The organism is Actinomyces sp. HMSC065F12, from assembly GCF_001814535.1.
GTDB classification, from domain to species: domain Bacteria; phylum Actinomycetota; class Actinomycetes; order Actinomycetales; family Actinomycetaceae; genus Pauljensenia; species Pauljensenia radingae_A.
Genome location: NZ_KV816935.1, coordinates 1 through 25,918, shown reverse-complemented (window position 1 = coordinate 25,918; position 25,918 = coordinate 1). Strand labels below are relative to the sequence as shown.

The window sequence follows — 25,918 nt, the reverse complement described above, 5'->3', positions numbered from 1 at the left end:
CCTCCTTAAATGAGGGCTCGAAGCAGGTAATCCCACACGATCGACGAAGTGACCATGATCACGTAAGCGGGGATCATGACGGGGATTGTTCGTTTGACGAGGTCGACCGGGCTGACATCACCAAGTCCGGCAACTGCAATCACGACGCCTGCGATAGGCGACATGGAGCGACCGATGCCTGATGCCAGTTCCATTGGCTGAGCCAGGAACACGGTGTCAACGCCCAGGGGTTTGGCAATGTCGGGGATAAGTTCTGAGAACGCGAACCACGGTGCGTTGCCGGAGCCCATCAGGACCGCTGACAGGAAGATCACCAACGTCATGATGATGGTGATCGGAATTGCCCCCATGTTGAATCGCTCGGCGCCATCAATAATGAACGAAATAAACCCGAGCTGGGTCAAACCGGCAGCAAACATCTGGCCGCCGACGATGAGTGTCACGATGTTGACGAATTGGCGACCCATGCCCTCGAAGAAAACGGAGAAAGCGTCCGCGCCACGTTGGAATGAACGGTAGCGAATCATTTCGCAAATAACGGCGAGCATTCCGGAAATAATCATGGCAGTTGCCACGTTCATTTTGATGCTGGTGATCACGAAAGGCGAGAAACAATGAGCAGGACCAGTGGCGTAAATGGAAGGAGCGCGTATGCCTTCGGGGTCGGCTTGTCGACACGTTCAGCTTCCTTGGTGTCCGCCTTGGTCTTGGCGGCGGTGTCGGACCCACCATTTGCAGCGCGTTGTGCCAGGGCCGACTTTCCGCCCGAGGACCTTTTAATACCTGCGAGCTCAGCCTTGATTTCATCCCAGTCTGCTTTGTCGGGAGTAGTTCCGGCCTTGCGGTCGAAGTACTGCTGGACGAAGTAATGGAGGATGAACACCGATGCGACAACCACCAGTGCGACGGGCAGCTGGTATTGAATGAAATATTCCTGGACGGTCATGCCGGACGTCTGGGCCGCCATATTGGCGTTTGAGGAAGCAGGGCCAAGGTCCAGACAGCTGCCGGTCGCGATGACGCCCGTGGCAGACAGTTTCGAGATTCCCAGGGATCGCAGGAGCGGATAGACGGTCACCATCAGCAGCATCGCCAGGCCAGCTGCCGATGGAATGATCAAGCACAGTGTCTGAGCCAGGATGTAGGTGGAGGCAAGAACAACGTAGGGCTTGTTGATCTTCTGGAGCGGTTTGGTTGCGATGGCGACCAGTGCTGATGATGCACCGACTCGGTCCATGACCAGCGAGAAACCGCCGACCGCCATGATGATCAGACCGAGCTTGGCACCTAGATTCCCGAACGTCTGAGTGATCTGGTCGAAGACATCCAGGAACGCCGAGCCAGTGGTCTGGTCTTCATCCATCAATGGTTTCATTGACAGTGGAATAGCGCAAAGCAGCATAAATAGACCGGAAAAAATCAGGACGGTCTGTGGATGATAACGGTGAAAAATCAGATACGCCACAACCACGGTCGTGGCAGTCGCTATGAGGAACCCAATCATTAGAATCCTTTCGATATTGTTTCCACACTGCATCGTTGAAGTGATAACAAACTCTATCTCTGAAAACAGGGATGGCGCATTCAAATCTAAGTATGCCAGTCACAGCACAAAAAGAACGCTGGACACGCTTCCTAATTATTGCTCGTGGAGCAAGTCAGGGAGGGCGTTCCAGCGTTCTTCTGGACTGTCCTGCTGGCGAGAACTACTTGATGAAGCCGAGGGCTTTCACTGCGTCGTATTCTTCCTGCAGAGCCTTGATGTTGTGGTCGATGCCGGCGCGGGTGGCTTCGGAGATTTCGAGGCCTTCAACGATCTGGTATTCGCCGTTCACTGCGCGCACCGGGAAGCCGAAGGAGAAGCCTTCAGGAACGTCGTAGTGCGAGCCATCTGAATGGACACCAGCGGTGACCCATTCACCTTCGGGCGTGCCGTGGATCCAGGTGTGCATGTGGTCGATTGCGGCGTTGGCTGCCGATGCCGCTGAGGACGCGCCACGTGCGGCGATGATGGCGGCGCCACGTTTGGCAACGACAGGGCGGAATTCCTCGTCGAGCCACTTTTCGTCAACCAGGTCGGTGGCCGGCTTTCCATCAACGGTGGCGTAGGAGACGTCCGGGTACTGGTCGGCCGAGTGGTTGCCCCACACAACAATGTTCTTGATGTCGCTGACAGCTGCACCGGTCTTGTGGGCCAGTTGGCTGATGGCGCGGTTGTGATCCAGACGCATCATGGAGGTGAAGCGGTTGGCTGGCACATCGGGCGCAGCGTTGGCTGCGATCACGGCGTTCGTGTTGGCGGGGTTACCCACGACCAGGACGCGCACATCTTCGGCTGCACCAGCGTTGATTGCGGCACCCTGAGGTCCGAAGATTCCAGCATTGGCTTCGAGCAGGTCAGCGCGCTCCATGCCCTTCGAACGCGGGCGTGCACCCACGAGCAGGCCAACGCTGGTTCCCTCGAATGCCTTGGTGGCGTCATCGAAGATGTCGACGCCGGCCAGCAGCGGAAATGCACAGTCGTCGAGCTCCATGGCTGTGCCTTCAGCTGCCTTGACAGCCTGGGGGATCTCCAGCAAATGAAGCTTGACTGGAACGTCGGGTCCGAAAATTGCGCCGGATGCGATGCGGAAAAGCAGCGCGTATCCAATGTTTCCAGCGGCACCGGTTACGGTGACGATTTTGGGTTGAGCCATGATGTGGAACTCCTTGATTGAATGATCGAGCGTTCCCGGTAGGGTTCGCGTTCCGGCCCGGATCCGTGCTCCGAGCTCTCATGACAAGCCTACGGCGCAATTTTGTCCTTTACTAGGGAAAGCAGTCCCAAGTTTGCGACGACTCTGTGCAAAACGGTCGATCTTTTCCGCATTTATAGGCGTTTCTAAGGTGTAAAAGAGTTGCCCTCGTCACTAAAATGTCACCCATGGGTTCGAAGAAGAAAAAGAAGCGCGCCGACCGAGCAGATGCCGTGCCTACACGTGCCTCGACGATGGATTCTTCCCGGCAGCGAGGCTGGACAACTGATCCGCGCAAACTGCTTGCCGTTCACGGAGAGCTGGATTTGGCAACCATTTACCGTGACAAGACTCCCGGCTGGGACGAGGGTAAGAAGGACGGCCAGAAAGCTATGGAAGATCAGGCAACTGATCTGGCCGAGCTGCAGGAACGACTCTTTGCGCAGGCTCACAGCGATAACGGCAGCTCTGAAGCAGTGTTGATCGTCCTCCAAGGGCTTGATACCGCCGGTAAGGGCGGCATTGTGCGGCATGTGATGGGGTTGGTGGACCCGCAGGGCGTGTCTCTGGCGGCGTTCAAAGCCCCCACGAAAGAAGAACTCAAGCACCATTTTCTGTGGCGCATTCGCCGCGAGCTTCCCGAACCTGGAATGATTGGCGTGTTTGACCGCTCCCACTATGAGGATGTCTTGGTGCCGACGGCGCAAAAACTGGTGGATCACGATGATGAGCATGGGCGCTCATGGGTCGTCGACGACAAGACCCTTCGAGATCGCTACCGCGCCATCAGGCGTTTCGAAAAGCGCACCCTGGAAAAGGGTATTCATATCATCAAGATTTTCCTTGCGATTTCTTTTGAAGAGCAGGGGGAGCGGCTGCGTGAGCGCCTCGACCGTCGTGACAAGCACTGGAAGTTCTCGACTGGCGACCTGGTGGTGCGCAATGAGTGGTCGCAATATCAGCAGGCGTATCAGGAAGTGATTTCGCGGACCTCCACTGATGACGCACCGTGGTATGTTGTCCCCGCTGATCGCAAGTGGTATGCGCGGTTGGCGGTTTCGGAGATTCTGCGCCGCACGCTTATCGACATCAATCCGTCGTGGCCTCAGGCCGACTTCGATGTTGACCAGGCGCTTGTTGATTTGGAGAAGACGACGTCGCCGGAGGCTTTGGCTCGCTTTGCGTTCGAGCGTTCAGATTCGCATGAAGAGTTCCTCGACGCCCTCGCGGTAATGGACGAGGACGACGACGAGGGTGACTCTGATGACTCACAGTCCGCTCATTCAGGTGATGATGCGGATCAGATTCGCCTGTCCACTGACGCGTTCCGATACAACTAACTGTCAGAGCACGATGAGCGCGGTAGATGCACGGGCGTGCTCACGGTGATTCTTATAGTGTGCCCGCGCCGCGGGGCTTGGGCCGTCAGGCGCTCCGCAGTTTGAGCCATCGGAGAAGGCATCCGCCCCTTCCGGGGCGGCCACACGTTTACTGGCGGGAAGTACCCTTCGCGTCGTTTACAGGCGGCGGATAAACTCCACTGCAACTTCAAGCGGGACAGGATCTTGCTCGATGAGGGCCCGCGTTGCCCTGATTTCGCCGCGTTTATCGGTGTCGCGGATGAGGCGCAGTGAGTCTTTATCAACGGGAGATTCTCTTAACATGCGGTCGATTGAACCGCCGTACTTGGCGGTGAAGTAGTCGGTCCGGTTGCTCGGCATTTTTCGCCGCGCAACCACCGCTGCGGCGGCGATCAGAAGGATTAGAACTACAGCCACAATAAACCCGACAATCATCACGGACTCCATCCCTCGACGTCTGCCTCCATTTCGGCTTTCTTGAGATTCCCCCTCTAGGATGTCAGAACTCGGGGAACATCTCCTTGGCCTACTGCCGTGTTGTTGAGATTTTATCTGCACCGACTTATGTGCCAGTGTGTTTGCTTTTCTTACCATGTCGTCCACAGAGTTTCTACCTCTCTTATAAATGCCGACCGCGACCGAATGTCGGCACTTAGAATCTTCGTACTGAAGCGCCCGAGTCCTACCATGAGCTACACCGTCGTTAGCTCACCGCACACAAAAGTGGCTGCAGGAACTATCTCAGTTCCTGCAGCCACTGGCAAGCATTCAGATATACGGCGCTGAGTCACCCCGTCGGCTTACCCATCGGTTGCTTAGTCCCGCCGGTAGGCGCGGTAGTACTCGATCAGCGCGCGAGTCGAAGAGTCTACCGACGCCAAGACGTCCTCATCGCCGGTAATGGCAGGCATCAGGCCGCGGGCGAGCACTTTACCAAGCTCCACGCCCCACTGATCGAAGGAGTCAATCCCCCAGATAGCGCCTTGGACAAAGGTGATGTGCTCGTACAGAGCTATCAACTGCCCCAGAACTGACGGTGTCAGGCTGGGTGCCATGATCGACGTGGTTGGACGGTTTCCACCGAAGATGCGTGCCGGCACGATTTCCTCGGGAGTACCTTCCGCGCGCACCTCCTCAGCGGTCTTACCGAACGCCAGCGCCTGAGTCTGAGCGAAGAAGTTCGACAGGAACAGTTCATGCATGTCGGCACCATTCTCACCGGCGCTTTCGTCGCGCAGATTCCACGTCGGGTTGGCGAATGCGATGAAGTCGCTCGGCACCATGCGCGTCCCCTGATGAATCAACTGGTAGAAAGCATGCTGACCATTCGTGCCAGGCTCACCCCAGAAGATTTCACCCGTGTCGTAGTCCACCCGAGCCCCGTCATAGCGCACTGATTTGCCGTTGGACTCCATCGTGAGCTGCTGCAGGTAAGCAGGGAAACGGTGCAGATACTGTGAATATGGCAAAACCGCGTGAGTGTCAGCACCCAGGAAGTTGCCGTACCACACGTTGAGCAGACCCATCAGCAGGGGTACGTTGTCTTCAGGTTTGGCGGTCGCGAAGTGCTGGTCAACCGTGCGCATACCGGTGAGGAATTCCTCGAAGCGTTCCGGACCAATTGCCACCACAAGGGACGTACCAACCGCGGAGTCCACCGAATAGCGCCCGCCGACCCAGTTCCAGAAACCAAACGCGTTGGCAGGATCGATGCCGAATTCTTCGACCTTGTCCAGAGCAGTCGACACCGCAACGAAGTGGCGCGAGATCGCTTCTCTTTCACTCACCGTTCCGGCGCTCTGCTCACCAGCGGCGCCCGCCGATTCGGCAGAGCCACCCTCGGCAATGATGCCGCGTTCGCGCAACCCGGACAGCAGCCATTGACGCACGACCTTGGCGTTCGTGATTGTCTCAAGGGTTGTGAATGTCTTCGAGGCCACGATGATCAGCGTGGTCTCAGGGTCAAGGTCCTTCGTTGTTTCTCCCGCATCGGTCGGGTCGATGTTGGAGATGAAGCGGCATTCGATGCCATCCTGGACGTACGGCTTGAGCGCCTCGTATGCCATGACGGGACCGAGATCGGATCCGCCGATGCCGACGTTGACAATTGTCGTCAACGGTTTTCCGCTGGCGCCCAGCCACTTTCCTGCACGAACCTTGTCCGCGAAGGCGTAGATCTTCTTGAGTTCTGCGCGCACATCCTTGACCACGTTGACACCGTCAACTTCCAAAACGTCATCGGGTGCGCGGCGCAGGGCGGTGTGCAGCACTGCGCGGTCCTCGGTGACGTTGATGTGCTCGCCGCGCAGCATGGCGTCGCGCCGCTCCCCCACGTTGCACTGCTGCGCCAGCTCAAGGAGGCGCTCCAGAACGTCGGAGGTGATGAGGTTCTTCGACAGATCCACGTGCAGGTCACCCACGCGTCGCGTCCACTGCTGGGCACGGTTCGGCTCGCTCTCGAACCATCCGCGCAAGTCAGGAACAAAGACTTCTGCCAGCTCGTCGAGTTGTCCCCAAGCTGAGGTTGTTGTCGGATTAACGGGAGCTTCCATCCCCATTGCGTCCTCCTTCATAGAGCGTATGTCTGGGTCACAGTGCCGCAGCGCTCACTCGCCATCAGCTGGAACAGGCTCAGCCAGCGAGATCGACACGTCGGTCAGTGGTGTATCTGAATGCTCCAAGGATACGGCAGACAGCACGGGCAGCAGTTCGAGCCACCATTGTTCAATTGGCCTGCGGTTCTCAGAGTCCAAATCAGCTGACATTGATTCTACCGGCCGCGCCTCAATGTCGTTTTCAATCATCCCGATATAGACCGCGCGGTGGTCATCAGCATCAAACTGTTCAGCCAGGTGCTTCAATGCGTAATACACGAGCCTCGTGGCGAGCAGTCGGTCAAAGGGAGTCGGTGCTCCTCCCTGCTGCAGATGGCCGAGGGCGGAGTCACGCACGTCGAAAAGCCCTTGACCTTCAGCTTCGAACACTGAGGCGAGGAATTCTCGGTCATAATGCGCGGACACTTCTTCATTGACAACCACCAGGAACAGGCGCCGACCTTCTTCGAACGCTCTGCGCATGCGCTTGGCGTCCTTGTCCAGATCGGCCAGGTCGAAATTGCGCTCATGGATGTAGGCGTATTCGGCGCCGGTTGCCATCGCGGCCATGAGGGTGAGGTAGCCGCAACGCCTGCCCATCGTCTCGGCAACAAAGCAGCGCCTCGATGCGGCAGCCGATTCCTTGATACGGTCCAGCGCCCACACAGCATTGTTCAGCGCGGTGTCAGCACCAATAGACAGCTCCGCGCCGGGAAGATTGTTGTCAATTGAGGCCGGCACCAGGATCATCGGAATCTTGAACGCTGGGTATCGTACCCGCTCAGCAGTCATATGTTGGACTGCCAGGTACGCGTTCAGTCCTCCGATAATGACGAGGGCGTCGATGCGGTTGCGTTCGATTGCACGGCCAATCTCATAGAACTGTTCCACTGTCGGAATCGCGCGGCGAGTGCCCAGCTCCGCACCACCGTGGAAGGCCCAGCCTTCTACGTCAGACCACGTGAGATCGCGGACTCTTCCATCCATCAGGCCTGACCATGATCCGTCAACGCCCAGCATCCGCCAGCCTCGTGCGATACCCAGACGAACCGCTGCGCGAGCTGCAGTGTTCATACCAGGTGCCAGTCCGCCGACATGCAGGATCGCGACTCGTTTCGCGTCGTCTGCAATCGTGATGTCAACCGGAGGCGCTGACAGTATCTCATTGACTTCCAGCATGGTTGAGAACGAGGAACCTCGCGCCTGCTGCGCTGCCGTATAGTCGCCAGCCGCGATCATCGCTTTGACGGAGCGTGTGCGTTTAATTGCTCTGGTGAGCGGAATACGAGTGACGCGATTGTGGCGCACGCCCAGCACACATGGGGAAAAATCGTCGCCTGCTTTCACAAGTTCCTGGACGGCTGCGTATCCGAGCAGTGTCGACATCCAACGGTCGTATGCCGAGGGTGATCCGCCTCGCTGAGTGTGGCCCGGGATTGTGATGCGGGGGTCTTCGCCTGTTCCTTCACGTAACGCGTCGGCCACGTTTTGCGTGGTGATTGGTTCGCCGTCTTGGTCGGTGGCTCCTTCTGCGACGAGGATCATCGATTCGCGTCGTCCGGCTGCGCGTCCTGCGAGGAGCTTGGAGCACATGTCTTCCTGCCAGCCGGGGCCTGCCGGGTTTTCCGGCGTAAATACATAATCCGCGCCGCCTGCCACTGCCGACATGAGCGGGAGGTACCCACAATGCCTGCCCATTACTTCGATGATGAAGGTACGTTGGTGCGATGCCGCGGTGGAGGATATGTGGTCGATGGCGTCGATGATGCGGTGCAGCGCGGTGTCCGCACCGATCGTCATATCTGTGCCGACCAGGTCGTTGTCGATGGATCCAACCAGGCCGACCACCCGAAGGTACTCATGGCGGCGGGCGTCCTCATCGCTGATTTCCCCCTCGTCGCGAAGCTCACGGATGTGTTGGGGCCACTCGTCCTGAAATTCTTCTGAGCCTGACAGGGAGCCGTCGCCGCCGATGGTGACGAGCCGGTCGATTCCGTTCCTGACAAGGTTCAGGACTGCGCGGTGGCGCCCCTCGTACTCGCGGAATTCGTCGCACCTCGCTGTGCCGATGATGGTTCCGCCTTCAGCGAGGATGCCTGACGCGTCTGACCATCCCATTTCCTTGATGGCGTCTCCGCCGCTGACAGCACCTGCCCACCCTTCCATAATGGCGTAGGGGTGCGCCCCGCGGGCCAGGCAGCTGCGAACAACGGCGCGCACGGCTCCGTTCATTCCTGGAGCGTCACCACCAGACGTGAGGACGCCGATTCGCGGAGCATCAGGATCTGTGTCGACCTGCGGCGTATTGGGATCATGCGTATTCGACGAATTATCGAGGGTCATTGCCTCGGTGCTGGTTGGCTCAGTCGACATGAAGTTCCTCCAAAATCGTACCGGTGCGTCTGCGTTGCTGGCCTCGCAGGTCACGAAGTTCAGCATGCCCGTAACTAGACTACCGTCAATTGGCCCCATGGGGCATCTCGCAATTGCCCGCTCATCGTGTCAGTGACGGCCAACGCGGCGCCAGTGAATTCTCGCTTCACCATTGCGACACGCGTTCCTCCCTTCGCCCGTTTCTTTCCCCCTCACTTTCCCCCCTCGCCCCTCTTCATTCCCCTGCCCCCTCACGTCGTTGCCTTTTCCCCCTCTCCTTCTCTTCGCCCCCTTTGCCCTCTTCGCCCCCTTCTGTCGATCAGGACGAGGTACGAGGGTGACCTGATCAGTTTTCATCACCATCGATGCAGTTCAGAGCGGTTCGCCTGAAAAAGAGTTACCAGCTCAGCCGCCCAGATCGACAGTTGTGTAAGTGGCGGGGATGGGTGGAATGGTCTCGCATCAGATCGACAGGTGGGTATATGGGAGGGCGCCAACAATGCGTAGTAGACGAGGACTGCGCGCGAGTGCACCCACTTAGCCGATGGGCCTGAGTGCGGTTAACGCTTTGCGAGGCTGCGCGCGAGTGCACCGACTATGCACACCAGCACAGGACACCGACTAAGCACACCTACACGACAGGCCGCCGCGTACATCGACACACCGCATGAAAGAGCGGCGCAGCATCTGCCGTGGACACTGCGCCGCTCCTTCAGGTAACAGCTACGAGCTACTTCAATCGCGCCTGCAAGTTTTCGTCCAGAGCTGTCAGGAACTCTTCCGTTGTCAACCACTGCTGATCCGGTCCGATCAGTCGTGCCAGATCCTTCGTCATTTGGCCGCCCTCGACAGTCTTGATAACGACGTCTTCAAGGGTCTGCGCAAACTCGGTCACTTCCGGCGTTGAGTCCAGCTTGCCGCGGTGTGCCAGGCCTCGGGTCCACGCGAAAATCGAGGCAATCGGGTTGGTGGAAGTCGGCTTGCCAGCCTGATGCTGACGGTAGTGGCGCGTAACTGTTCCGTGAGCGGCCTCGGCCTCCATCGTCTTGCCATCTGGGGTGAGCAGAACTGACGTCATGAGGCCCAGGGAGCCGAATCCCTGTGCAACGGTGTCGGATTGGACGTCTCCGTCATAGTTCTTACACGCCCAGATGTACCCGCCTTCCCACTTCAGTGACGAGGCGACCATGTCGTCGATCAGACGGTGCTCGTACGTCAGTCCTGCTTTTTCAAACTCGGCCTTGAATTCGTGGTCGAAAATGTCCTGGAAGATGTCTTTGAATGCCCCATCGTAGGCCTTCAAAATGGTGTTCTTCGTTGACAGGTAGACGGGGTATCCGCGCTGCAGTCCGTATGCGAATGAGGCGCGCGCAAAGTCGGCAATCGATTCGTTGAAGTTGTACATGCCCATGGCAACGCCGCCACCCTCGGGCACCTTGACGACCTCATGTTCGATGGGCTCAGATCCGTCTTCAGGGGTAAAAGTAATCGTGACCGTGCCGGCCGAGGGGATTTTGAAGTCTGTTGCGCGGTACTGATCGCCAAATGCGTGACGTCCCACAACGATTGGCTTGGTCCATCCGGGAACAAGGCGCGGAACGTTCGAGATGATGATGGGTTCGCGGAAAATGACGCCACCGAGGATGTTGCGAATCGTGCCGTTGGGAGAACGCCACATCTTCTTCAAACCGAATTCTTCGACACGCGCCTCGTCAGGAGTGATGGTGGCGCATTTGACGCCGACACCGTGTTCCTGGATAGCGTGCGCTGCATCGATCGTCACCTGGTCGTCGGTGGCATCGCGGTTCTGGATCGACAGGTCGTAGTAGCGCAAGTCGACGTCCAAGTACGGGTGGATGAGGCGATCTTTGATGAATTGCCAGATGATCCGTGTCATTTCATCGCCGTCAAGTTCGACGATTGGTCCTTGTACCTTAATGGTTGACATTGTCGGACTGCTCCTTACGGTCTTCAGATCTTCGCAATCAGCACGCCATCTGCAGCGCGCGCGGTGATGTGGTTCACCTAAAAAGAAGATTACTCGATATCGAGATATCTTTCAGCACTCTGGCAGGTTTTTGCTCTCGATGGCCGGCTTCGCGCGTGGCACCCGGGCTGGTGTGATTTCTGGCGAGGGATGCAGGGCTTTGACAAGCGAAGATTGTGACGATGAGTGCAGGGCCTGGGCAGGCAAAGATTTTGCCGAGGGATGCTGGGCCTGAGCTGGAGACAGTTGCAGAAGTGAGCCGACGGGGCGCATCAAATCTAGCTGGCCAGGGCTGCAGAACCCGAGCTTTCGGTGGCGAAGGAGTCCGACTGGCGGAGCTCGCCACACCTAGCTGGCGACGGTCGCAGTAAAGGGCGAGAGGAACCAGATGGCGCTCGCCAAACCGGCGTACAACGCGACGTCGAAGAAGCGGCGACGCGAGCCGAACCACACAGGAGTTGGCCATATCGCCCGCGTTACAGCAAAGACATACAACATCACAATCAGCACAACCACCGCCCGATGTGGATGGTCGAACAGCGTGAAGACCACCATCGTCACCACGCCAAGGCACGTCAAAATAATCGTCGCGGTTCGCAGTATCGCGTTCACGCGACGATCGAGCGGATGCGTCCGACCGTGCTCGGAGCCGGCTTCAGATGTACTCATTGCCTTTACTGTATCGGCTCTGCTTCGTCACACCTACTGCGCCACATCAAGTGACAGAGTCGGCACCGTGCACGCCACCTGAACAAGGCAGCACACACGAACCATCCAAGCGTCGCGCACCCATCCATCACAAAGACCTCAAAAGGAGACGCACACCACTGAAGTGCCCCAAACGTGGGCACATCCACAACGTTTTGCCCCAAGATTACGGCATGGGTCACGCTCGCGGCGATACCATGAAACCAGTGTCCCGTCGTCGCGAATCCGGTGAGGGACTTCCTCGTAGTAGAGCTAGGAGAGACAGTGACCGACCGCTACCTCGTCATTCAACCCGAACCTACCGTCAACGCTACACAGATATGCGATGACCTCGTATCTGCACTGGAAAAGGACCACTCAGTGACCCGTGCGGACACCCTCCTGGGCACTTCCATCACAGAGGTTGCGCAGGACTCCGCTTCAGCTTTCGCTCACGTCATCAACGCCGTTCGCGCCGATTCATCCGACGTAACCCTGCTCGAACATGCAGACTTTTCCGCAGTGCCCACTTTCGATTCAATCGGATGGAGCCTTGACGTCGCAGCCTCCGTAGGTGCGCGCGTCATCCTCGTCCTCGATGCCGAGGGCGTCCCTGCTGACCTCGTGAGCGTGCAGGCCCAGGCGGCATGCGCTCGCGCCAGAGCCCACCACGCACAAGTCGTGGCGCTGATCGTTCCGGGCGTGCGCACCGAATCCGTTTCATGCGAGCAGATCCCCGTCATTTCGGACCGCCTCGACCAGAACACCGTGGAGCAGATTACCTCGGCAAAACTGGCAGGTGTCGTGACCCCCGTGTCATTCCAGGCTGACCTCATTGATCGTGCCCGCGCCGATCGCCAGCGCATCGTCCTTCCTGAGCCTGATGACGATCGCGTTCTGCAGGCGGCTGCTGAGGTGCTCGAACTGGGCATTGCCGACATTATTCTGCTGGGCGATGAAGCTGCCATCCGCGAGCGCGCACAGCAGCTCAACCTTGACATCGCAGCCGCGCGCGTCGTGGCACTCGACGATGCTGAACTGGTCGAAAAGTACGCCGAAGAATTTGCTCGCCTGCGCGCTAAGAAGGGCGTCACCATTGAGCAGGCCCGCGAGAAGATCCGCGACGTGTCCTACTTCGGCACGATGATGGTGCACATGGGCGATGCTGACGGCATGGTGTCCGGTGCAGCTCACACCACGGCTCACACGATTGTGCCCTCCTTCCAAATCATCAAGACGGCACCGGGCGTGTCGATCGTTTCCTCCGTGTTCCTCATGCTGATGAAGGATCGCGTGTGGGTCTTTGGCGACTGCGCCGTCAACCCGAACCCCACGCCAGAACAGATCGCTGACATCGCGATTTCATCAGCTAAGACTGCCGAGCAATTCGGCGTGGAACCGCGCGTCGCAATGCTGTCCTACTCGACGGGCACGTCCGGCTCCGGCCCCGATATCGACGCAACTGTGGAGGCCACGCGTCTTGCCCGAGAAAAGGCCCCCGAGCTGGCCATCGAAGGCCCGATTCAGTTCGATGCTGCGGTGGATCCGGCGGTTGCCGCCAAGAAGGCGCCCGATTCTGATGTTGCCGGACAGGCGAACGTGTTCATCTTCCCGTCACTGAATGCCGGCAATATCGGCTACAAGGCCGTCCAGCGCTCGTCTGGCGCCGTGGCTGTCGGCCCGGTGCTGCAGGGGCTGAACAAGCCCGTCAACGATTTGTCTCGAGGAGCTTTGGTGGAAGACATCGTCAACACCATCGCTCTGACCGCTGTCCAGGCACAAGGCTGAGCAGTAGTCAGGTGGTGCGCCGCCACTCCAGGCGCACCACCAGATCCCATTTGTCACTATTTACGGAAACTTCCAACGAAAGGCCACCCGCGTGTCCACAGTTCTGGTCATCAACTCCGGATCGTCCTCCATTAAATATCAGCTGATCAACCCCGTGTCGGGAGACGTCCTCGCCAAAGGAATCGTCGAACGAATCGGTGAGCCGGTCGGCATCATCACGCACAAGCATGCGGGCGAGGAACTCGTTCGTAAAGAGCCGGTCCCCGATCACGGTGATGGGCTGCAGAAGGTTCTCGCCATTTTTGACGAGGTTGGCCCCACGCTTGCTGAAGCTGGGATTGTGGCCGTTGGCCACCGAATCGTGCAGGGCGGATCCTACTTCGATGGGCCCGCACTGGTGGACGATCATGTGCGCGCGTTGATTGAAAAGCTGTGCACGCTGGCACCGTTGCACAACCCTGCACACCTCAAAGGCATCGATGTTGCGCGTGAGCTGATGCCCGACGTACCGCACGTGGCAGTCTTTGACACCGCGTTCTTCCAGCATCTGCCCGAGGCGTCGGCAATGTATGCGATTGACCGCGATGTTGCCCGCCAGTACGGTATCCGCCGCTATGGTGCTCATGGCACGTCTCACCAGTTCGTCTCCGAAGAGGTTTCCAAGATGCTGGGCCGCGATGACCTCAAGCAGATTGTGCTGCACTTGGGCAACGGCGCGTCGGCCTCGGCCGTGGACAGCGGGCGCGCGATCGACACCTCGATGGGGTTGACGCCTCTGGAGGGCCTGGTGATGGGCACTCGTTCAGGCGACATCGATCCAGCTGTTGTGTTCCACCTGCAGCGCGAAGCAGGTATGACAGTTGATCAGGTTGACGAATTCCTCAACAAGCGCTCCGGCATGAAGGGCATGACCGGCGAAGCTGACATGCGCACCAACTGGGAGCTCATTGAAAACGGTCCTGAGGAGATTTCCAAGCGCGCACGCGCGGGCATGGATGTGTACATTCATCGCCTGGTAAAATATGTGGGCGCGTACTGGACGGAGCTGGGCGGACTGGACGCCTTGACGTTTACCGCTGGCATTGGCGAAAACGATCCGGGCGTGCGTGAAGAGCTATGTGATGCCCTCGCACCGTTCGGTGTGAAGATCAACCATGATCTGAACTGGGAAAACTGGCATGTCAAGGCTCCGATCGTCCTGTCACACCCTGATTCGTCAGTCACCGTTTTGTGCTACCCCACCAACGAGGAGCTGGCGATTGCACGTCAGGCTTTGAGCCTGGCTCAGCACGACTGAAAGAACAGGTTCCCGGAAGCGCTCCTGAGGAGACATGTCTGAGGTATTCCTCTCGGATCTGGCTCCTCGGGGCGTGACCGGATTCCCTTCCTCTGATATTCGGAGGAGGAACGATGAACCGATGGTGCTGCGCACAGATGTGATCGCTGCCCTGCGCATTGATACAGAAAGTACGGAGACATGGCTCTAGCTGTTTTCACCATCTTCGCGTGGGTCAGCGCGGCTATTTTGCTGGCTGCCGGCGGCTACCTTATCAACCAGGCCCGGCGTATTCGACGCCCTGACCTCCCCATGGGATCATCGTGGGGTATCCCGATTGAAGAAGCGCGCGTCAGCGAAGGAGCATGGCGTGCCGCTCATCGTGCAGCGTGGCCACTGGTCGGTGCCGCCGGTATCATCTGTGCCGTCCACTCCATTGCAATCATCATGACGTTGTTGTTTATGGGCGACGATTTTTCTTCTTTTGTCCTGATCCTGATCTGCATGGGTCTGTTCACCGCTGCACTGGTGCAATGGTTGGCGCGTGCTGGAGCGAAGTCTGCGGCACGCGCAGCTGTGGCTTCAGAATCTGACGTGGATTCTGACTCTGACTGAGCCGCGCCCAGCGCTGCTGCCCACTGCGAGGCACAGGCGCTTCGCTGGAAGTGCGGCGGCTTAGCTCAGTCGCCCTCGTCGATCGCGAGGGGCAATGATCCACGCCGTCGCCAATGTCAATGCGCCACTGACGGCAAGCACGGCCAGGACTGCCCGCAACGAAGTAGCTTCAACAATCATGCCCATGATCGGCGGCGACAGCAGAAACGCCAAGCGCATCAACCACGTCACGATTGTCAGGCCACTACCTGTTTTCATCCCGGGAATGTTGTCTGCCGCGTTCATGGCGATTGGCACAATTGCCGAGCATCCCGCACCGGCAAGAACCATCGCGAGGATCATCGTGGCCACATGCGGGTAGACGAAGGCAACAACACCGCCGACAAGCACCATGGCACCGCCTATGAAACTCGTCCCGCGCGCACCGATCGCGTCGATCACCTTGTCAGCAACGATTCGGCCGATGGCCTGCGAGAAGAGCAGCACGACAAACGCGAGTCCTGCAGCTCCACCGGGGATCCCCAGATAGTCGCGCATAATCAGAGCGGACCACGCGTTTCCGGCGTCTTCAACCAGCGTTCCTGAGATCGACAGGAATGTCAGCGTTGTGATGGCAACAAGAGTGCTGATGGCCACCGGACGTACCTGCTGCGTCTGAGTTGATTCCGCTTGGTCACTGGCGATATCGGGGCCTCCCGGTGTTGTGCGTCCCGACAATGTCATTGATTCGGCGTCGGTGATGCGTTCGATACGCTCCGGTACGTCATCGCTGCCGGGAAGGGTGAAGCGGTACGCAGTGAATCCGACAATGATGAAGATCAGTGATGAGCCGGTCAGGTGCCAGCCCAGCGGAATGTGCAGCGAGGTGGCGAGGGAGCCCATGAGGCCGCCAGCCACTGCACCGATGGACCACGCCGCGTGGAAGGAATTAATGATGGAACGCCCATAGAGTTTCTGTACACGCAGGCCGTGGGCATTTTGTCCCACGTCGGTCACGGAGTCGAACGCGCCGCCAGAGAAAAACATGACGGCGTACAGTATGTAGACGGCAGTGGCCAGTGTTGTTCCGGTTGCCTGCGCGCCAAGGGATGCGCGCCACGTGGCGATCAGTCCGACGATTGAGAGGAATACACCGATCCCCACGGTTCCCAGGCATGCTGTGCGAGCGGATGAAAAGCGGCGGATGAACGCTCCCGCCAGTGGTCCTGCGCAGATTGCTCCCAGTGGGAACAGTGCGATGGTCAGACCGTAAATTGAATCAGACAGCGCGAAGATGTCTTTGATTTCAGGGTACCTGGGTATCGGGTTCGAAAAAAGGGCACCGTTCGTGAAGAACAGCGCGGCGACAGCCAGGCGGGCTGCTCGTGCCTGCTGGAATGTCACTTTCTGATTCGTTGGGGGCACGTGTTCTCCTCAAGACCCGCACGGTAATTGACCTGTCGGTAGGACGCGTTCCATGCTAATCCTTTCGCAGGGCAGGCGCGAGAAATCATGGCGCTTCGTCATGCTCATCGGACACAGTACCGTCTCCTGATGCTGCCGGGATAGTACCGGGATGACGCCAGATGGTGCCGGGGGTGTTGCCGAGTGGTCGCTTGCATGCGACCACTCGGCGATTCAGCTGCCGCGCAGACAACAAAACGAGGGCGACTCAGCAGAGCCGCCCTCGTTCCTGACTTCAGTCAGTGTGATTCACCAACGAATCAGAATGAACCGGTCATTGAGTGAACATCCAGAGCCTTGTCCAGCTGTTCTTCGGTCAGCTCACCACGCTCCACGAATCCCAGGTCAAGGGCTGCCTCACGCACTGTGAGGCCCTTCTTGACGGAGTGCTTCGCGATCTTGGCAGCGTTTTCGTATCCGATCAGGCGGTTCAGCGGCGTCACGATTGACGGTGAGGACTGCGCCAGCGTCAGGCAGCGCTCTTCGTCCGCCACGATGCCGTCAATGCAGCGCTCGGCCAGTACTGCCGTCACGTTGCCCACGATGTTGATCGACTGCAGCAGATTGGCGGCCATCACGGGCAGCATCACCAGCAGGTCGAAGTTGCCCTGCGAACCGGCAAACGTGATCGCCGCATCGTTGCCAATGACCTGAGCGGCAACCTGCACAGTTGCTTCAGGCAGAACCGGATTGACCTTGCCGGGCATGATTGAGGAGCCTGGCTGCAAGTCGGGCAGGTGAATCTCACCAATACCGGCGCGCGGGCCGGAGCCCATCCACCGCAGATCGTTGGCGATCTTCACCAGCGACACAGCAACCGTGCGCAGCGCACCCGACAGTTCGACCAGCGAATCCTGAGCGGCCTGAGCCTCGAAGTGGTTGTCTGCTTCGCGCAATGGCAAACCGGTGTGCTCGGCGATCAGTTCGATCACTCGAGCCGAGAAGCCCTCCGGCGTGTTGATGCCGGTGCCTACGGCCGTACCGCCCAGCGGCAATTCAGCCAGGCGGGGCAGCGCTGCTTCAATGCGATCCAGGCCATGCGAGATCTGTGCTGCATATCCGGAGAATTCCTGGCCCAGCATGATCGGTGTGGCATCCATCAGGTGGGTGCGTCCCGACTTGACGATATTGGCAAACTCTTTCGCCTTGGCGTCCAGCGAGGCGTGCAGTTTCTTCAGTCCTGGCTGCAGCACCTCAACGACCGCCTGATATGCGGCGATATGGATCGAAGAGGGGAACACGTCGTTGGAGGACTGCGAGGCGTTGACGTGGTCGTTCGGGTGAATCTCCTTACCGGAGGCACGGGTTGCCAGCGTGGCGATCACCTCGTTGGTGTTCATGTTTGACGACGTGCCCGAGCCGGTCTGGAAGATGTCGATCGGGAAGTTGTCGTCGTGCTGACCGGCGATGACCTCATCGGCGGCGGCAACGATGGCATCCGACGTTTCCTGGTCGATCACGCCGAGCTCCAGGTTGGCCAGCGCCGCTGCGCGCTTGATTTCGCCCAGAGCCGCAATGTGGTGGGAGTTCAGCCGCTCACCCGAGATCGGGAAGTTCTCCACTGCTCGCTGCGTCTGCGCGCGGTAGAGTGCGTCGGCGGGGACGCGAACCTCACCCATCGTGTCGTGCTCGATACGGTATTCAGTCATGAAAGCTCCTTGGGTGGAAAACTATGTCGTTCCTATTGTCCGTCATATTGCCCGCTTCGGCGAGGGACTTTCGTGGGACTGTCGGTGAAGCGCCTCGCACAGTCTGCCGTCGCGCGGATCGTTCCTGCCCGCGCACGCTTGCTCCTCCGTCGCGCACAGGCTATTGACGAGGGCGGCCGTGTCCACCTGGCTCTGACGTTGACTGGCGGACGATGAGGCGGGTTGGGACTGAACGCAGTGTCGGTGCACCACCGTTGAGCATCTCAATAGCAAGGTCAACAGCATTGGCTCCCACTTTGTCCCAGTCTTGAATGACTGTGGTCAGCGGCGTCGGGAACTCCACTGCCTCGTCAATATTGTCAAAACCGATCAGCGAAACGTCCTCGGGAACGCGCAGACCGCGTTCGAGCAGGGCGCGAAATGCTCCCAGCGCCATCTGGTCGTTGGCCACGAAGATGGCGGTCGGCATGTCTGTGCGCTTCTCACACACCGCGTCAAGCAACGCGCTGCACGCCAGATAGCCCGATTGTGGACTCCAGTCACCGCGCCAGATGCGTCCTGCTGGAAGTTTAGATTCGGACAGTACCGCTTCATAGATGCGGCGTCGCGCCTGCGCGGAATAGGAGTCCGTCGGTCCGCTGATATGGTCAATGTGCTGGTGTCCCAGATCGATCAGGTGATGCATGGCGTCGCTCACGCCTGACGTTTGTTCGAAGTCAACGGCGCTTGCCTCGTCCCACAGGCGTGGGCCGAGGACGACCAAGGGGATGCCCTGCGGCAGGTGGAGAGCCGCGTCATCCTGGAATTGTGACGGGATAATGGCAATGGCAGCGTCCACAGTCATCTCACCGAGTTTGGTGAATGCGCCGTCAGTGGCGCGCCGAGTCGACGCCTGAAGCGGTATCAACGTGGTGGCGTATCCGCGCTCAGCTGCCGCCTCTGAAATGGCTTCAAGGGAACGGTAGTTCCCAACGTCATGCAGGGAGTAGTACACCACTCCCAGGGTGTCGAACGAGCCGCGTTTCATGGCGCGTGCCGCACTGTTGGGTCTGTATCCCAGTTCTTTCATCGCTTCGAAGACTCGTTGGCGTTTGTCGTCGACAACGTAGGGTTCGCCGTTTGAGACGCGTGAAACGGTCTGCGGGGAAACACCCGCAAGTTTGGCGACATCAGCCATTGACGCGCGCTTGCGACGAACCGGCATCTCATGTCCTTTCAGTCATCTCACCCTTGACCGCGCGCACCGCATGTGATTGATCAATCATCGTCGACGGTCGAGGGGTCCAGACCGCCACGAACAGACGGCATCTGGACGCGAGACCAGCGTTCTTTCTTGAATGATAGCGTCATCAGATTCGTCAGGCGGCACTTGGTGACCTGCATAGTTTTGAAGTGTTTACCTTTCTGTTACACGGTGTCACCGAACTGTTGCGTTGGGCTGCTTTGCTACAGATAGTTCGTCGTTACGCTTCTGCCTTTCCTTGCGTGCGCAGCGAAGAACATCCAGTAACACCTCCAGATGAAGGCAGGAAGATGCATTCACGTCGTAATCGGCGCGTGGGTCTGGCGTGTGGAACCGGTGCTCTGGCTCTGGTTCTGACACCCCTGTGCATGGCGGCAGGTGTCGCCGACTCCCCCACGACGCATGAGACCAACAAACCAGAACAATGCACTGCATTCGACTCCGATGGCAACGTTGTTGCTCTGCAGCCGGGCGATTGTGCGCAATACGGTGTGGAGGGTCAGGGACGCACTGACGCTCACGCAAAGAACGTTATTCTCATCATCGGCGACGGCATGGGCCAGCAGGAAATCACCGCTGCTCGTAACTACCTCGTCGGCGCTGCCGGCCGTTTCAAAGGAATCGACGAGCTGACCAGTGAGGGACTGTACACTCACCACTCGGTCAACAAGGACGGCTCGTTCAACTACGTCACCGACTCAGCTGCATCGGGTACCGCATGGGCAACAGGCACGAAGACCTACAACAATGCGATCAGCGTTGACATCAAGGGTCAGCCCGTCGCCAACCTCATCGAAGTGGCGAAGAACAAGGGCATGCGCACCGGTAACATCACGACGTCAGAGATCCAGGACGCAACACCTGCCGTCATGGGCGCTCACGTAACTGCTCGCTCGTGCTACGCCCCATCCGGCAAGAAGAAAGCGAAGTGCCCCGAAGATCAGCGCGTTAACGGCGGCCTGGGTTCCATTTCTGAGCAGCTCATCGATACCCGCGCCGACATCACCCTCGGCGGTGGCGCATCATTCTTCGACACAGAGGTCATGGCTGATTCCGGCAACACGAACCCGTTCCTGACCGGTAGCGCGAAGTACAACACTACCTGGATGAAGGGCGCAAGCGTCCTCGACAATGCCAAGAACAATGGCTACCAGGTGGTGACCACCGCTGACGAACTGAATCAGGTGACCGTAGCTAACCAAGATACCCCTGTTCTGGGCCTCTTCGCACCAAGCAACATGACGACCACCTTCGCGCCGTCACAGGCCACGATTGGCGGAGCGAAGGGCGAGGCCATCCAGTGCACGAAGCAGGACATCGGCACTGAGCCTGAACTGGAAGCCATGACCGACAAGGCTATCGAACTCCTGAACAAGGACAACGATAAGGGCTTCTTCCTCCAGATCGAGTCTGCCTCCATCGACAAGCGCGACCACGCGTCAGACGCATGCGGCCAGATCGGTGAGACCGAGCGCCTTGACCAGGCAACCCAGGCTGCCCTCGAATTCGCCAAGCGGGATGGTCAGACGCTGGTCATCGTCACTGCTGATCACTCTCACACAAGCCAGATCGTGGCTGATGGTTCCGACAACGTCTCCCCGGTGACGCGCCTGCTCACCGCTGACAATTCCACCATGAGCATCGCGTATGGCACGAATGCCAGCGGGTCGCAGCAGCACACGGGCGCTCAGTTGCGCATCGCTGCTTTCGGTCCGGGTGAAGAAAATGTTCTGGGTCAGACCGACCAAACCGACCTGTTCTTCACCATCGCCAATGCTCTGAACATGAACCCATACCTGAACAGTGCAGGCAACGGATCCAGCGCCCGCACCGCAGTGCCCACAGGAACGCTGCCAAAGCCCGTTCCCGCTCAGGATGCATTCACCACCTGCAGGATTGTTGAAAAGGACGGCACGGTTCACGTGCCCGCAGCCGGCGAATGTTCACAGTACGGTGCAGACGGCCCGCAGCGTTCAGGTTCTGAAGGCGAAGCCAAGAACGTCATCTTGTTCATCGGAGACGGCATGGGCGATTCGGAAATCACCTCCGCGCGCAACTACCTGTACGGTGCAAACGGACGCCTGCCCGGAGTCGACAATCTCGACTACACAGGCTCCTACACGCACTTCGCACTCAATAAGGACGGCACAGTCAACTACGTGACCGACTCGGCTGCCTCCGCCAGCGAATGGTCAACAGGTACCAAGACCTACAACGGCGCGATCGGTGTGGACCTGCAGGGAAATGCTGTGTCAAACCTGATGGAGAAGGCGAAAGCGGCCGGGTACAAGACCGGTAACGTCACCACCTCTGAAATCCAGGACGCCACACCTGCCGGCGCTGCCGTTCACGCACTGAACCGCAAGTGCTACGGACCTGAATACGACAAGAACAGCAGCTCCTGCCAGGGTGATGAGTACCTGAAGCAGTTCCGTGAAAACGGCGGACTCGGATCGATCTCCGAGCAGCTCGTGGACGTGCGCGCTGACGTGACACTGGGCGGTGGCGCAAAGGCCTTCGACCAGACAGTTCAGGTTGACGGCACATGGGGCGACACCACGAAGTGGACTGCCGGCAAGTCCGTCGTCGACAACGCCAGGGACAACGGTTTCCAGGTGGTCACCACCGCCGATGAGCTTGATGCTGTCACCAACGCCAACCAGGATGCACCTGTTCTGGGACTGTTCTCCCCCGGCAACATGCCCCGCATGTTCAACGAGACGGTTCCGACCACGGATGGCGCTTCGCTTCCGGCCCAGTCCTGTGAGTTCAACCCGGAGCGCACCGCGGAGATCCCCACACTGGCAGCAATGACTAAGAAGGCCATCAACCTGCTGCAGAACGACAAGGGCTTCTTCCTGCAGGTGGAGGCAGCCTCGATCGACAAGGCCGATCATGCTGCTGACGCATGCGGCCAGATCGGCGAGCTCGACGACCTCGACCAGGCCATCCAGGTGGCACAGAACTGGGTCGCCGCCAGCGGCCAGCCAACCCTGATTGTGGTAACCGCTGATCACGCGCATACCAGCCAGATCACCAGCGGGGGCACCGAGACATTCGGCCGCACCACCAAGCTGCGCACAGCCGATGGCTCCGACATGGTGATCAACTACGCCAACGTTGGAAGCAACGACGATGACGTGGCTCTCGGCGGCCAGGGACACACCGGTGCACAGCTGCGCGTCGCAGCCTCCGGCCCGGGTGCTGAGAACGTTGTGGGTCGCACCGACCAGTCCGACCTGTACTACACGATGATCAATGCTCTTGGCTTTGATTCCGCGCCGCTGGCTGTCGATAATCAATTCGTCGCCACGTCAGAGACCCCTGACCAAGGCAAAGGAAAGGGCACCGATCCTGCCGGCGGTAAGGGTCAGGTCAAGCCCGACACCACTGGTAAGGGCCAAGGCACCGATGCTGGCGACAAGAAGTACGCTGCCAGCCGTCCGGGAATGGCACGCACCGGCTCAACCGCAATTCCGCTCGCGGCCGCAGCTGCTGTGCTCGTCACGCTCGGCGCTGGCGCAGGTCTGTACACGCGTCGCCGCTCACACTAATCCCTAAGCTCCTTCGCGGAGCGCTCGCCGTGCCTCAGGGGCCTCACATGTGAGTTTTTCGCCCGGCGAGCTCACGCAGTCGCCCTCGTCAATTACTGACGAGGGCAACTTGCTGTCCAGAAACGATACCTGTTGTCTGAAACAAGCAGCGGAGGGGTGTACGAGGTTATGCAAGGGTCGGCCTGCTGTACGCAGGCCTTAATAACGACACGCAGGCGTTTGCGAGGGGCGTAGGAGCTGGCCGCCCACTGTGCGGCGCGTGTATCTCTTGGCGGCCCGCGGGCGGCTACGAGGGCGTATAGGGGCTGACCACAACTTCGACACGCTGCAAATCCTTGACTTCCGAAAATCCGGTCGACGCCATCGTGCGCCGCAACGCGCCTACGAAGTTCAGTGAACCGTCCGCCCTGGTGGAAGGGCCGTAGAGGATCTGTTTCATCGAGCCGACTGTGCCGACGTAGGCGCGGTGGCCTCGCGGCATATCCGGGTGGGTGGCCTCGGAGCCCCAATGCCATCCGCGGCCCGGAGCCTCCTCCGCGCGGGCCAGAGCTGCGCCCAGCATCACTGCGTCAGCGCCGCAGGCAATCGCCTTGGTCATATCGCCTGAGCGCCCTATACCACCATCGGCGATGACATGCACATATCGGCCACCCGACTCGTCCATGTAGTCGCGTCGCGCGGCCGCGACATCAGCGATTGCCGTTGCGGTGGGAGCATGAACACCCAGCGACTGGCGCGTCGAATGTGCCGCTCCCCCACCAAAGCCGACCAAAACTCCCGCTGCGCCAGTGCGCATGAGGTGCAGGGCAGCGGTCGTGGTGCACACGCCGCCAACGATGACCGGCACATCCAGCTCGTAGATGAAGCGCTTGAGGTTGAGCGGCTCACGGTGAGAGGACACGTGTTCGGCGGAAACGGTGGTTCCGCGAATGACGAAGAGATCCACACCTGCCTCGACCACTGAGCGCCAGTAGCGCTGAGTGCGCTGGGGCGACAATTTACCGGCGACTACCACTCCGGCCTGGCGAATTTCTTGTAGGCGTGCAGTGATGAGCTCAGGTTTAATCGGCTCAGAGTAGATCTGCTGCAGGCGCGCAATCGAGTGTTCTTCATCCAGCTGTTCGATTTCTTCGAGAACGGCGTCCGCATCCTCATACCGTGTCCACAGGCCGTCGAGGTCGAGCACGCCGATTCCACCGAGTTTGCCGAACTCGATCGCGGTTTTCGGACTCATCACCGAGTCCATGGGCGCTGCCATGATCGGGATATCCACGTGGTACGCGTCAATTTGCCAGCCGACGTTGACGTCCTCAGGATCGCGGGTGCGTCTGGCTGGGATCAGTGCGATGTCATCGAGCGAATAGGCTCGCCGGCCGCGTTTTCCTCTGCCGATTTCAACTTCATAGCTCACACTTCGATCCTAGCTGTCCGGGTGGATGTAGTGTTCGATTCACATGAGCGCTGTCATGATAGTGCAGCTCAGCACGGGGATAGTTCACAAATGCCCACGCTTCAGTGCACACTGGACATCGACAGGCAGCACAGCTAAGCGACTGACAGATCGACCTGTCAGTGGGTGGATCAGCTCGCCAAGGGCAGCACAAGAAAAGGAGCAGAAAATGACGTGGACCAATGAGCCGTGGCTTGGCTTTGACCTCGAAACAACCGGCGTCAATGTCGATGAAGACCGACTTGTCACGGCCGCCCTCGTACGTCGCGAGCACGGTGTGATGGACGCTGGAAGAGACGAGGTGCGCACGTGGCTGGCCGATCCTGGCATCGAGATTCCCGCGAGGGCGTCGGAGGTTCACGGGATTTCGACCGCGTATGCGCGCGAGCATGGCCGCCCGATCGTCGAAGTGCTTGACGAGGTAGCCTCTGCGCTGGTCGATCACTGGTCGAACGGCTTCCCGGTTGTTGCGTTTAATGGTTCGTATGACGTGAGTTTGCTTGATGCTGAGCTGCGGCGTCATGGTGCGGGCTCACTCGCGGAACGGTTAGGGGGCGAACCCGCGCCGTTGCTGGATCCGCTCGTGCTGGATCGGGCGCTCAATCGCTATCGAAGGGGCAAACGAACGTTGGCTATTCTCGCACCGGCATACGGGGTGCCGCTGGATGAAAACGCGCACACTGCGGAAGTTGATGTTGCCATGACCTTAGATCTGTTGGCAGCGATCGCTCGTGCGTACCCGCAGATCACGACCATGAGTGGCGCCGAGGTCCATGCCTTTGAGAAGCGTGCGCACCGTGAATGGGCGATCCATTTTGAAGAATTCCTGCGCTCGAAGGGGCGTGTGGAGCACATCAACACTGAGTGGCCGCTGTAGCCGACGGTTTACCCGCACTGTATTCGACGTTTTCACTGTCCGTCTGTGCTGGCGTGCCGCGGTGCTGTGGCCGGCCAAGCTGCAGTCTTGTCATGTTGGCATGCTGCCGACTTAGTTGTACATGCAGCACCAGTGCCACCTGTCACTAAGCAGATGTGCAGACTCTCTAGTTCTCTAGCCCTCTCCTCCGCTCAGTCGCTGCTTTTCCCTGTTGGCTTGGCGTTCTCTTCTCGTGGGTTAGTGTCCGTGGGCTTTTTCGGCGTGGTCGGTGAGGACTTGGTGGGGT

At 59.1% G+C, this 25,918-nt stretch carries 19 protein-coding genes; 7 read left to right on the top strand and 12 right to left on the bottom strand.

Annotated elements, in window-relative coordinates; translation table 11 throughout:
- Positions 1–5: 5 nt before the first annotated feature.
- The 3 genes from dcuC (HMPREF2975_RS12900) to HMPREF2975_RS00090 form a co-directional block, all read right to left on the bottom strand.
- Positions 6–575 (bottom strand): C4-dicarboxylate transporter DcuC, encoded by a 570-nt coding sequence (gene dcuC, locus HMPREF2975_RS12900; RefSeq protein WP_264673882.1) that lies wholly within the window; start codon positions 573–575, stop codon positions 6–8.
- Between the two features lie 20 nt (positions 576–595).
- Positions 596–1,504 (bottom strand): C4-dicarboxylate transporter DcuC, encoded by a 909-nt coding sequence (gene dcuC / locus HMPREF2975_RS12895; protein ID WP_070724911.1) that lies wholly within the window; start codon positions 1,502–1,504, stop codon positions 596–598.
- A gap of 202 nt (positions 1,505–1,706) precedes the next feature.
- On the bottom strand, positions 1,707–2,696 hold the full coding sequence (locus tag HMPREF2975_RS00090) for a malate dehydrogenase (RefSeq protein WP_070724908.1): 990 nt from the start codon (positions 2,694–2,696) through the stop codon (positions 1,707–1,709).
- 218 nt (positions 2,697–2,914) lie between these two features.
- Here HMPREF2975_RS00090 and HMPREF2975_RS00085 point away from each other — a divergent pair, with 218 nt between their 5' ends.
- The gene (locus HMPREF2975_RS00085) at positions 2,915–4,075 is read left to right on the top strand and encodes a PPK2 family polyphosphate kinase (RefSeq protein WP_227469038.1); all 1,161 of its coding nucleotides are present in this window, start codon (positions 2,915–2,917) and stop codon (positions 4,073–4,075) included.
- A gap of 177 nt (positions 4,076–4,252) precedes the next feature.
- Here HMPREF2975_RS00085 and HMPREF2975_RS00080 read toward each other — a convergent pair whose 3' ends face one another.
- The 5 genes from HMPREF2975_RS00080 to HMPREF2975_RS00060 all read right to left on the bottom strand — a co-directional run bounded on the left by HMPREF2975_RS00080 (position 4,253) and on the right by HMPREF2975_RS00060 (position 11,719).
- On the bottom strand, positions 4,253–4,531 hold the full coding sequence (locus HMPREF2975_RS00080) for a hypothetical protein (protein ID WP_141757214.1): 279 nt from the start codon (positions 4,529–4,531) through the stop codon (positions 4,253–4,255).
- Between the two features lie 380 nt (positions 4,532–4,911).
- Positions 4,912–6,654: a glucose-6-phosphate isomerase gene (gene pgi / locus HMPREF2975_RS00075; protein WP_070724937.1), complete on the bottom strand. Its 1,743-nt coding sequence runs from the start codon at positions 6,652–6,654 to the stop codon at positions 4,912–4,914.
- A gap of 48 nt (positions 6,655–6,702) precedes the next feature.
- Entirely contained in the window at positions 6,703–9,063 is a 2,361-nt protein-coding gene (locus HMPREF2975_RS00070) for a 6-phosphofructokinase (protein ID WP_227469036.1), read from the bottom strand.
- A gap of 730 nt (positions 9,064–9,793) precedes the next feature.
- Positions 9,794–11,011 (bottom strand): NADP-dependent isocitrate dehydrogenase, encoded by a 1,218-nt coding sequence (locus HMPREF2975_RS00065; protein ID WP_070724904.1) that lies wholly within the window; start codon positions 11,009–11,011, stop codon positions 9,794–9,796.
- A gap of 387 nt (positions 11,012–11,398) precedes the next feature.
- On the bottom strand, positions 11,399–11,719 hold the full coding sequence (locus HMPREF2975_RS00060) for a DUF3017 domain-containing protein (RefSeq protein ID WP_083314298.1): 321 nt from the start codon (positions 11,717–11,719) through the stop codon (positions 11,399–11,401).
- Between the two features lie 303 nt (positions 11,720–12,022).
- On the opposite strand from HMPREF2975_RS00060, the gene pta reads away from it, so the two are divergent.
- The 4 genes from pta (at position 12,023) to HMPREF2975_RS00045 (ending at position 15,416) form a co-directional block, all read left to right on the top strand.
- Positions 12,023–13,525 carry a phosphate acetyltransferase gene (pta, locus tag HMPREF2975_RS00055; protein ID WP_070724897.1) on the top strand — a complete coding sequence of 501 codons (1,503 nt, stop codon included), beginning with the start codon at positions 12,023–12,025 and terminating at the stop codon, positions 13,523–13,525.
- A gap of 91 nt (positions 13,526–13,616) precedes the next feature.
- A complete protein-coding gene (locus HMPREF2975_RS00050; RefSeq protein ID WP_058237108.1) occupies positions 13,617–14,822 on the top strand; it encodes an acetate/propionate family kinase in 1,206 nt (401 codons plus the stop codon).
- A gap of 34 nt (positions 14,823–14,856) precedes the next feature.
- On the top strand, positions 14,857–15,012 hold the full coding sequence (locus HMPREF2975_RS12385; protein WP_157886380.1) for a hypothetical protein: 156 nt from the start codon (positions 14,857–14,859) through the stop codon (positions 15,010–15,012).
- On the top strand, positions 15,003–15,416 hold the full coding sequence (locus HMPREF2975_RS00045) for a hypothetical protein (protein ID WP_070724894.1): 414 nt from the start codon (positions 15,003–15,005) through the stop codon (positions 15,414–15,416). Before HMPREF2975_RS12385 ends, HMPREF2975_RS00045 begins: the two co-directional genes overlap by 10 nt.
- Positions 15,417–15,476: 60 nt before the next feature.
- On the opposite strand, the gene HMPREF2975_RS00040 is transcribed toward HMPREF2975_RS00045, so the two are convergent.
- The 3 genes from HMPREF2975_RS00040 to HMPREF2975_RS00030 all read right to left on the bottom strand — a co-directional run bounded on the left by HMPREF2975_RS00040 (position 15,477) and on the right by HMPREF2975_RS00030 (position 19,712).
- Positions 15,477–16,820 carry an MFS transporter gene (locus tag HMPREF2975_RS00040; RefSeq protein ID WP_070724890.1) on the bottom strand — a complete coding sequence of 448 codons (1,344 nt, stop codon included), beginning with the start codon at positions 16,818–16,820 and terminating at the stop codon, positions 15,477–15,479.
- A gap of 299 nt (positions 16,821–17,119) precedes the next feature.
- Entirely contained in the window at positions 17,120–18,508 is a 1,389-nt protein-coding gene (locus tag HMPREF2975_RS00035) for a class II fumarate hydratase (RefSeq protein ID WP_070724886.1), read from the bottom strand.
- Positions 18,509–18,668: 160 nt separating this feature from the next.
- Positions 18,669–19,712, bottom strand: a complete 1,044-nt coding sequence (locus HMPREF2975_RS00030) for a LacI family DNA-binding transcriptional regulator (RefSeq protein ID WP_070724883.1) — start codon at positions 19,710–19,712, stop codon at positions 18,669–18,671.
- Positions 19,713–20,041: 329 nt separating this feature from the next.
- On the opposite strand from HMPREF2975_RS00030, the gene phoA reads away from it, so the two are divergent.
- Positions 20,042–23,305, top strand: a complete 3,264-nt coding sequence (phoA, locus tag HMPREF2975_RS00025; RefSeq protein WP_070724879.1) for an alkaline phosphatase — start codon at positions 20,042–20,044, stop codon at positions 23,303–23,305.
- A 286-nt stretch (positions 23,306–23,591) separates the two neighbouring features.
- Here the strand turns inward: phoA and HMPREF2975_RS00020 are convergent, their stop codons facing one another.
- Complete coding sequence (locus HMPREF2975_RS00020; RefSeq protein WP_058237114.1) at positions 23,592–24,716, bottom strand: GuaB3 family IMP dehydrogenase-related protein; 1,125 nt, start codon at positions 24,714–24,716, stop codon at positions 23,592–23,594.
- Positions 24,717–24,924: 208 nt separating this feature from the next.
- Here HMPREF2975_RS00020 and HMPREF2975_RS00015 point away from each other — a divergent pair, with 208 nt between their 5' ends.
- Complete coding sequence (locus HMPREF2975_RS00015; RefSeq protein WP_070724876.1) at positions 24,925–25,632, top strand: exonuclease domain-containing protein; 708 nt, start codon at positions 24,925–24,927, stop codon at positions 25,630–25,632.
- Positions 25,633–25,918: the final 286 nt, after the last annotated feature.

Excerpts from the sequence above, each read along its gene's own strand:
- phoA (WP_070724879.1), top strand. The coding sequence starts at position 20,042 with ATGCATTCACGTCGTAATCGGCGCGTGGGTCTGGCGTGTGGAACCGGT.
- HMPREF2975_RS00090 (WP_070724908.1), bottom strand. The coding sequence starts at position 2,696 with ATGGCTCAACCCAAAATCGTCACCGTAACCGGTGCCGCTGGAAACATT.
- pgi (WP_070724937.1), bottom strand. The coding sequence starts at position 6,654 with ATGGGGATGGAAGCTCCCGTTAATCCGACAACAACCTCAGCTTGGGGA.
- HMPREF2975_RS00030 (WP_070724883.1), bottom strand. The coding sequence starts at position 19,712 with ATGCCGGTTCGTCGCAAGCGCGCGTCAATGGCTGATGTCGCCAAACTT.
- HMPREF2975_RS00015 (WP_070724876.1), top strand. The coding sequence starts at position 24,925 with ATGACGTGGACCAATGAGCCGTGGCTTGGCTTTGACCTCGAAACAACC.
- HMPREF2975_RS00080 (WP_141757214.1), bottom strand. The coding sequence starts at position 4,531 with ATGATTGTCGGGTTTATTGTGGCTGTAGTTCTAATCCTTCTGATCGCC.
- HMPREF2975_RS00065 (WP_070724904.1), bottom strand. The coding sequence starts at position 11,011 with ATGTCAACCATTAAGGTACAAGGACCAATCGTCGAACTTGACGGCGAT.
- HMPREF2975_RS00070 (WP_227469036.1), bottom strand. The coding sequence starts at position 9,063 with ATGTCGACTGAGCCAACCAGCACCGAGGCAATGACCCTCGATAATTCG.
- HMPREF2975_RS12385 (WP_157886380.1), top strand. The coding sequence starts at position 14,857 with ATGTCTGAGGTATTCCTCTCGGATCTGGCTCCTCGGGGCGTGACCGGA.
- HMPREF2975_RS00045 (WP_070724894.1), top strand. The coding sequence starts at position 15,003 with ATGGCTCTAGCTGTTTTCACCATCTTCGCGTGGGTCAGCGCGGCTATT.
- HMPREF2975_RS00035 (WP_070724886.1), bottom strand. The coding sequence starts at position 18,508 with ATGACTGAATACCGTATCGAGCACGACACGATGGGTGAGGTTCGCGTC.
- dcuC (WP_070724911.1), bottom strand. The coding sequence starts at position 1,504 with ATGATTGGGTTCCTCATAGCGACTGCCACGACCGTGGTTGTGGCGTAT.
- HMPREF2975_RS00060 (WP_083314298.1), bottom strand. The coding sequence starts at position 11,719 with ATGAGTACATCTGAAGCCGGCTCCGAGCACGGTCGGACGCATCCGCTC.
- HMPREF2975_RS00085 (WP_227469038.1), top strand. The coding sequence starts at position 2,915 with ATGTCACCCATGGGTTCGAAGAAGAAAAAGAAGCGCGCCGACCGAGCA.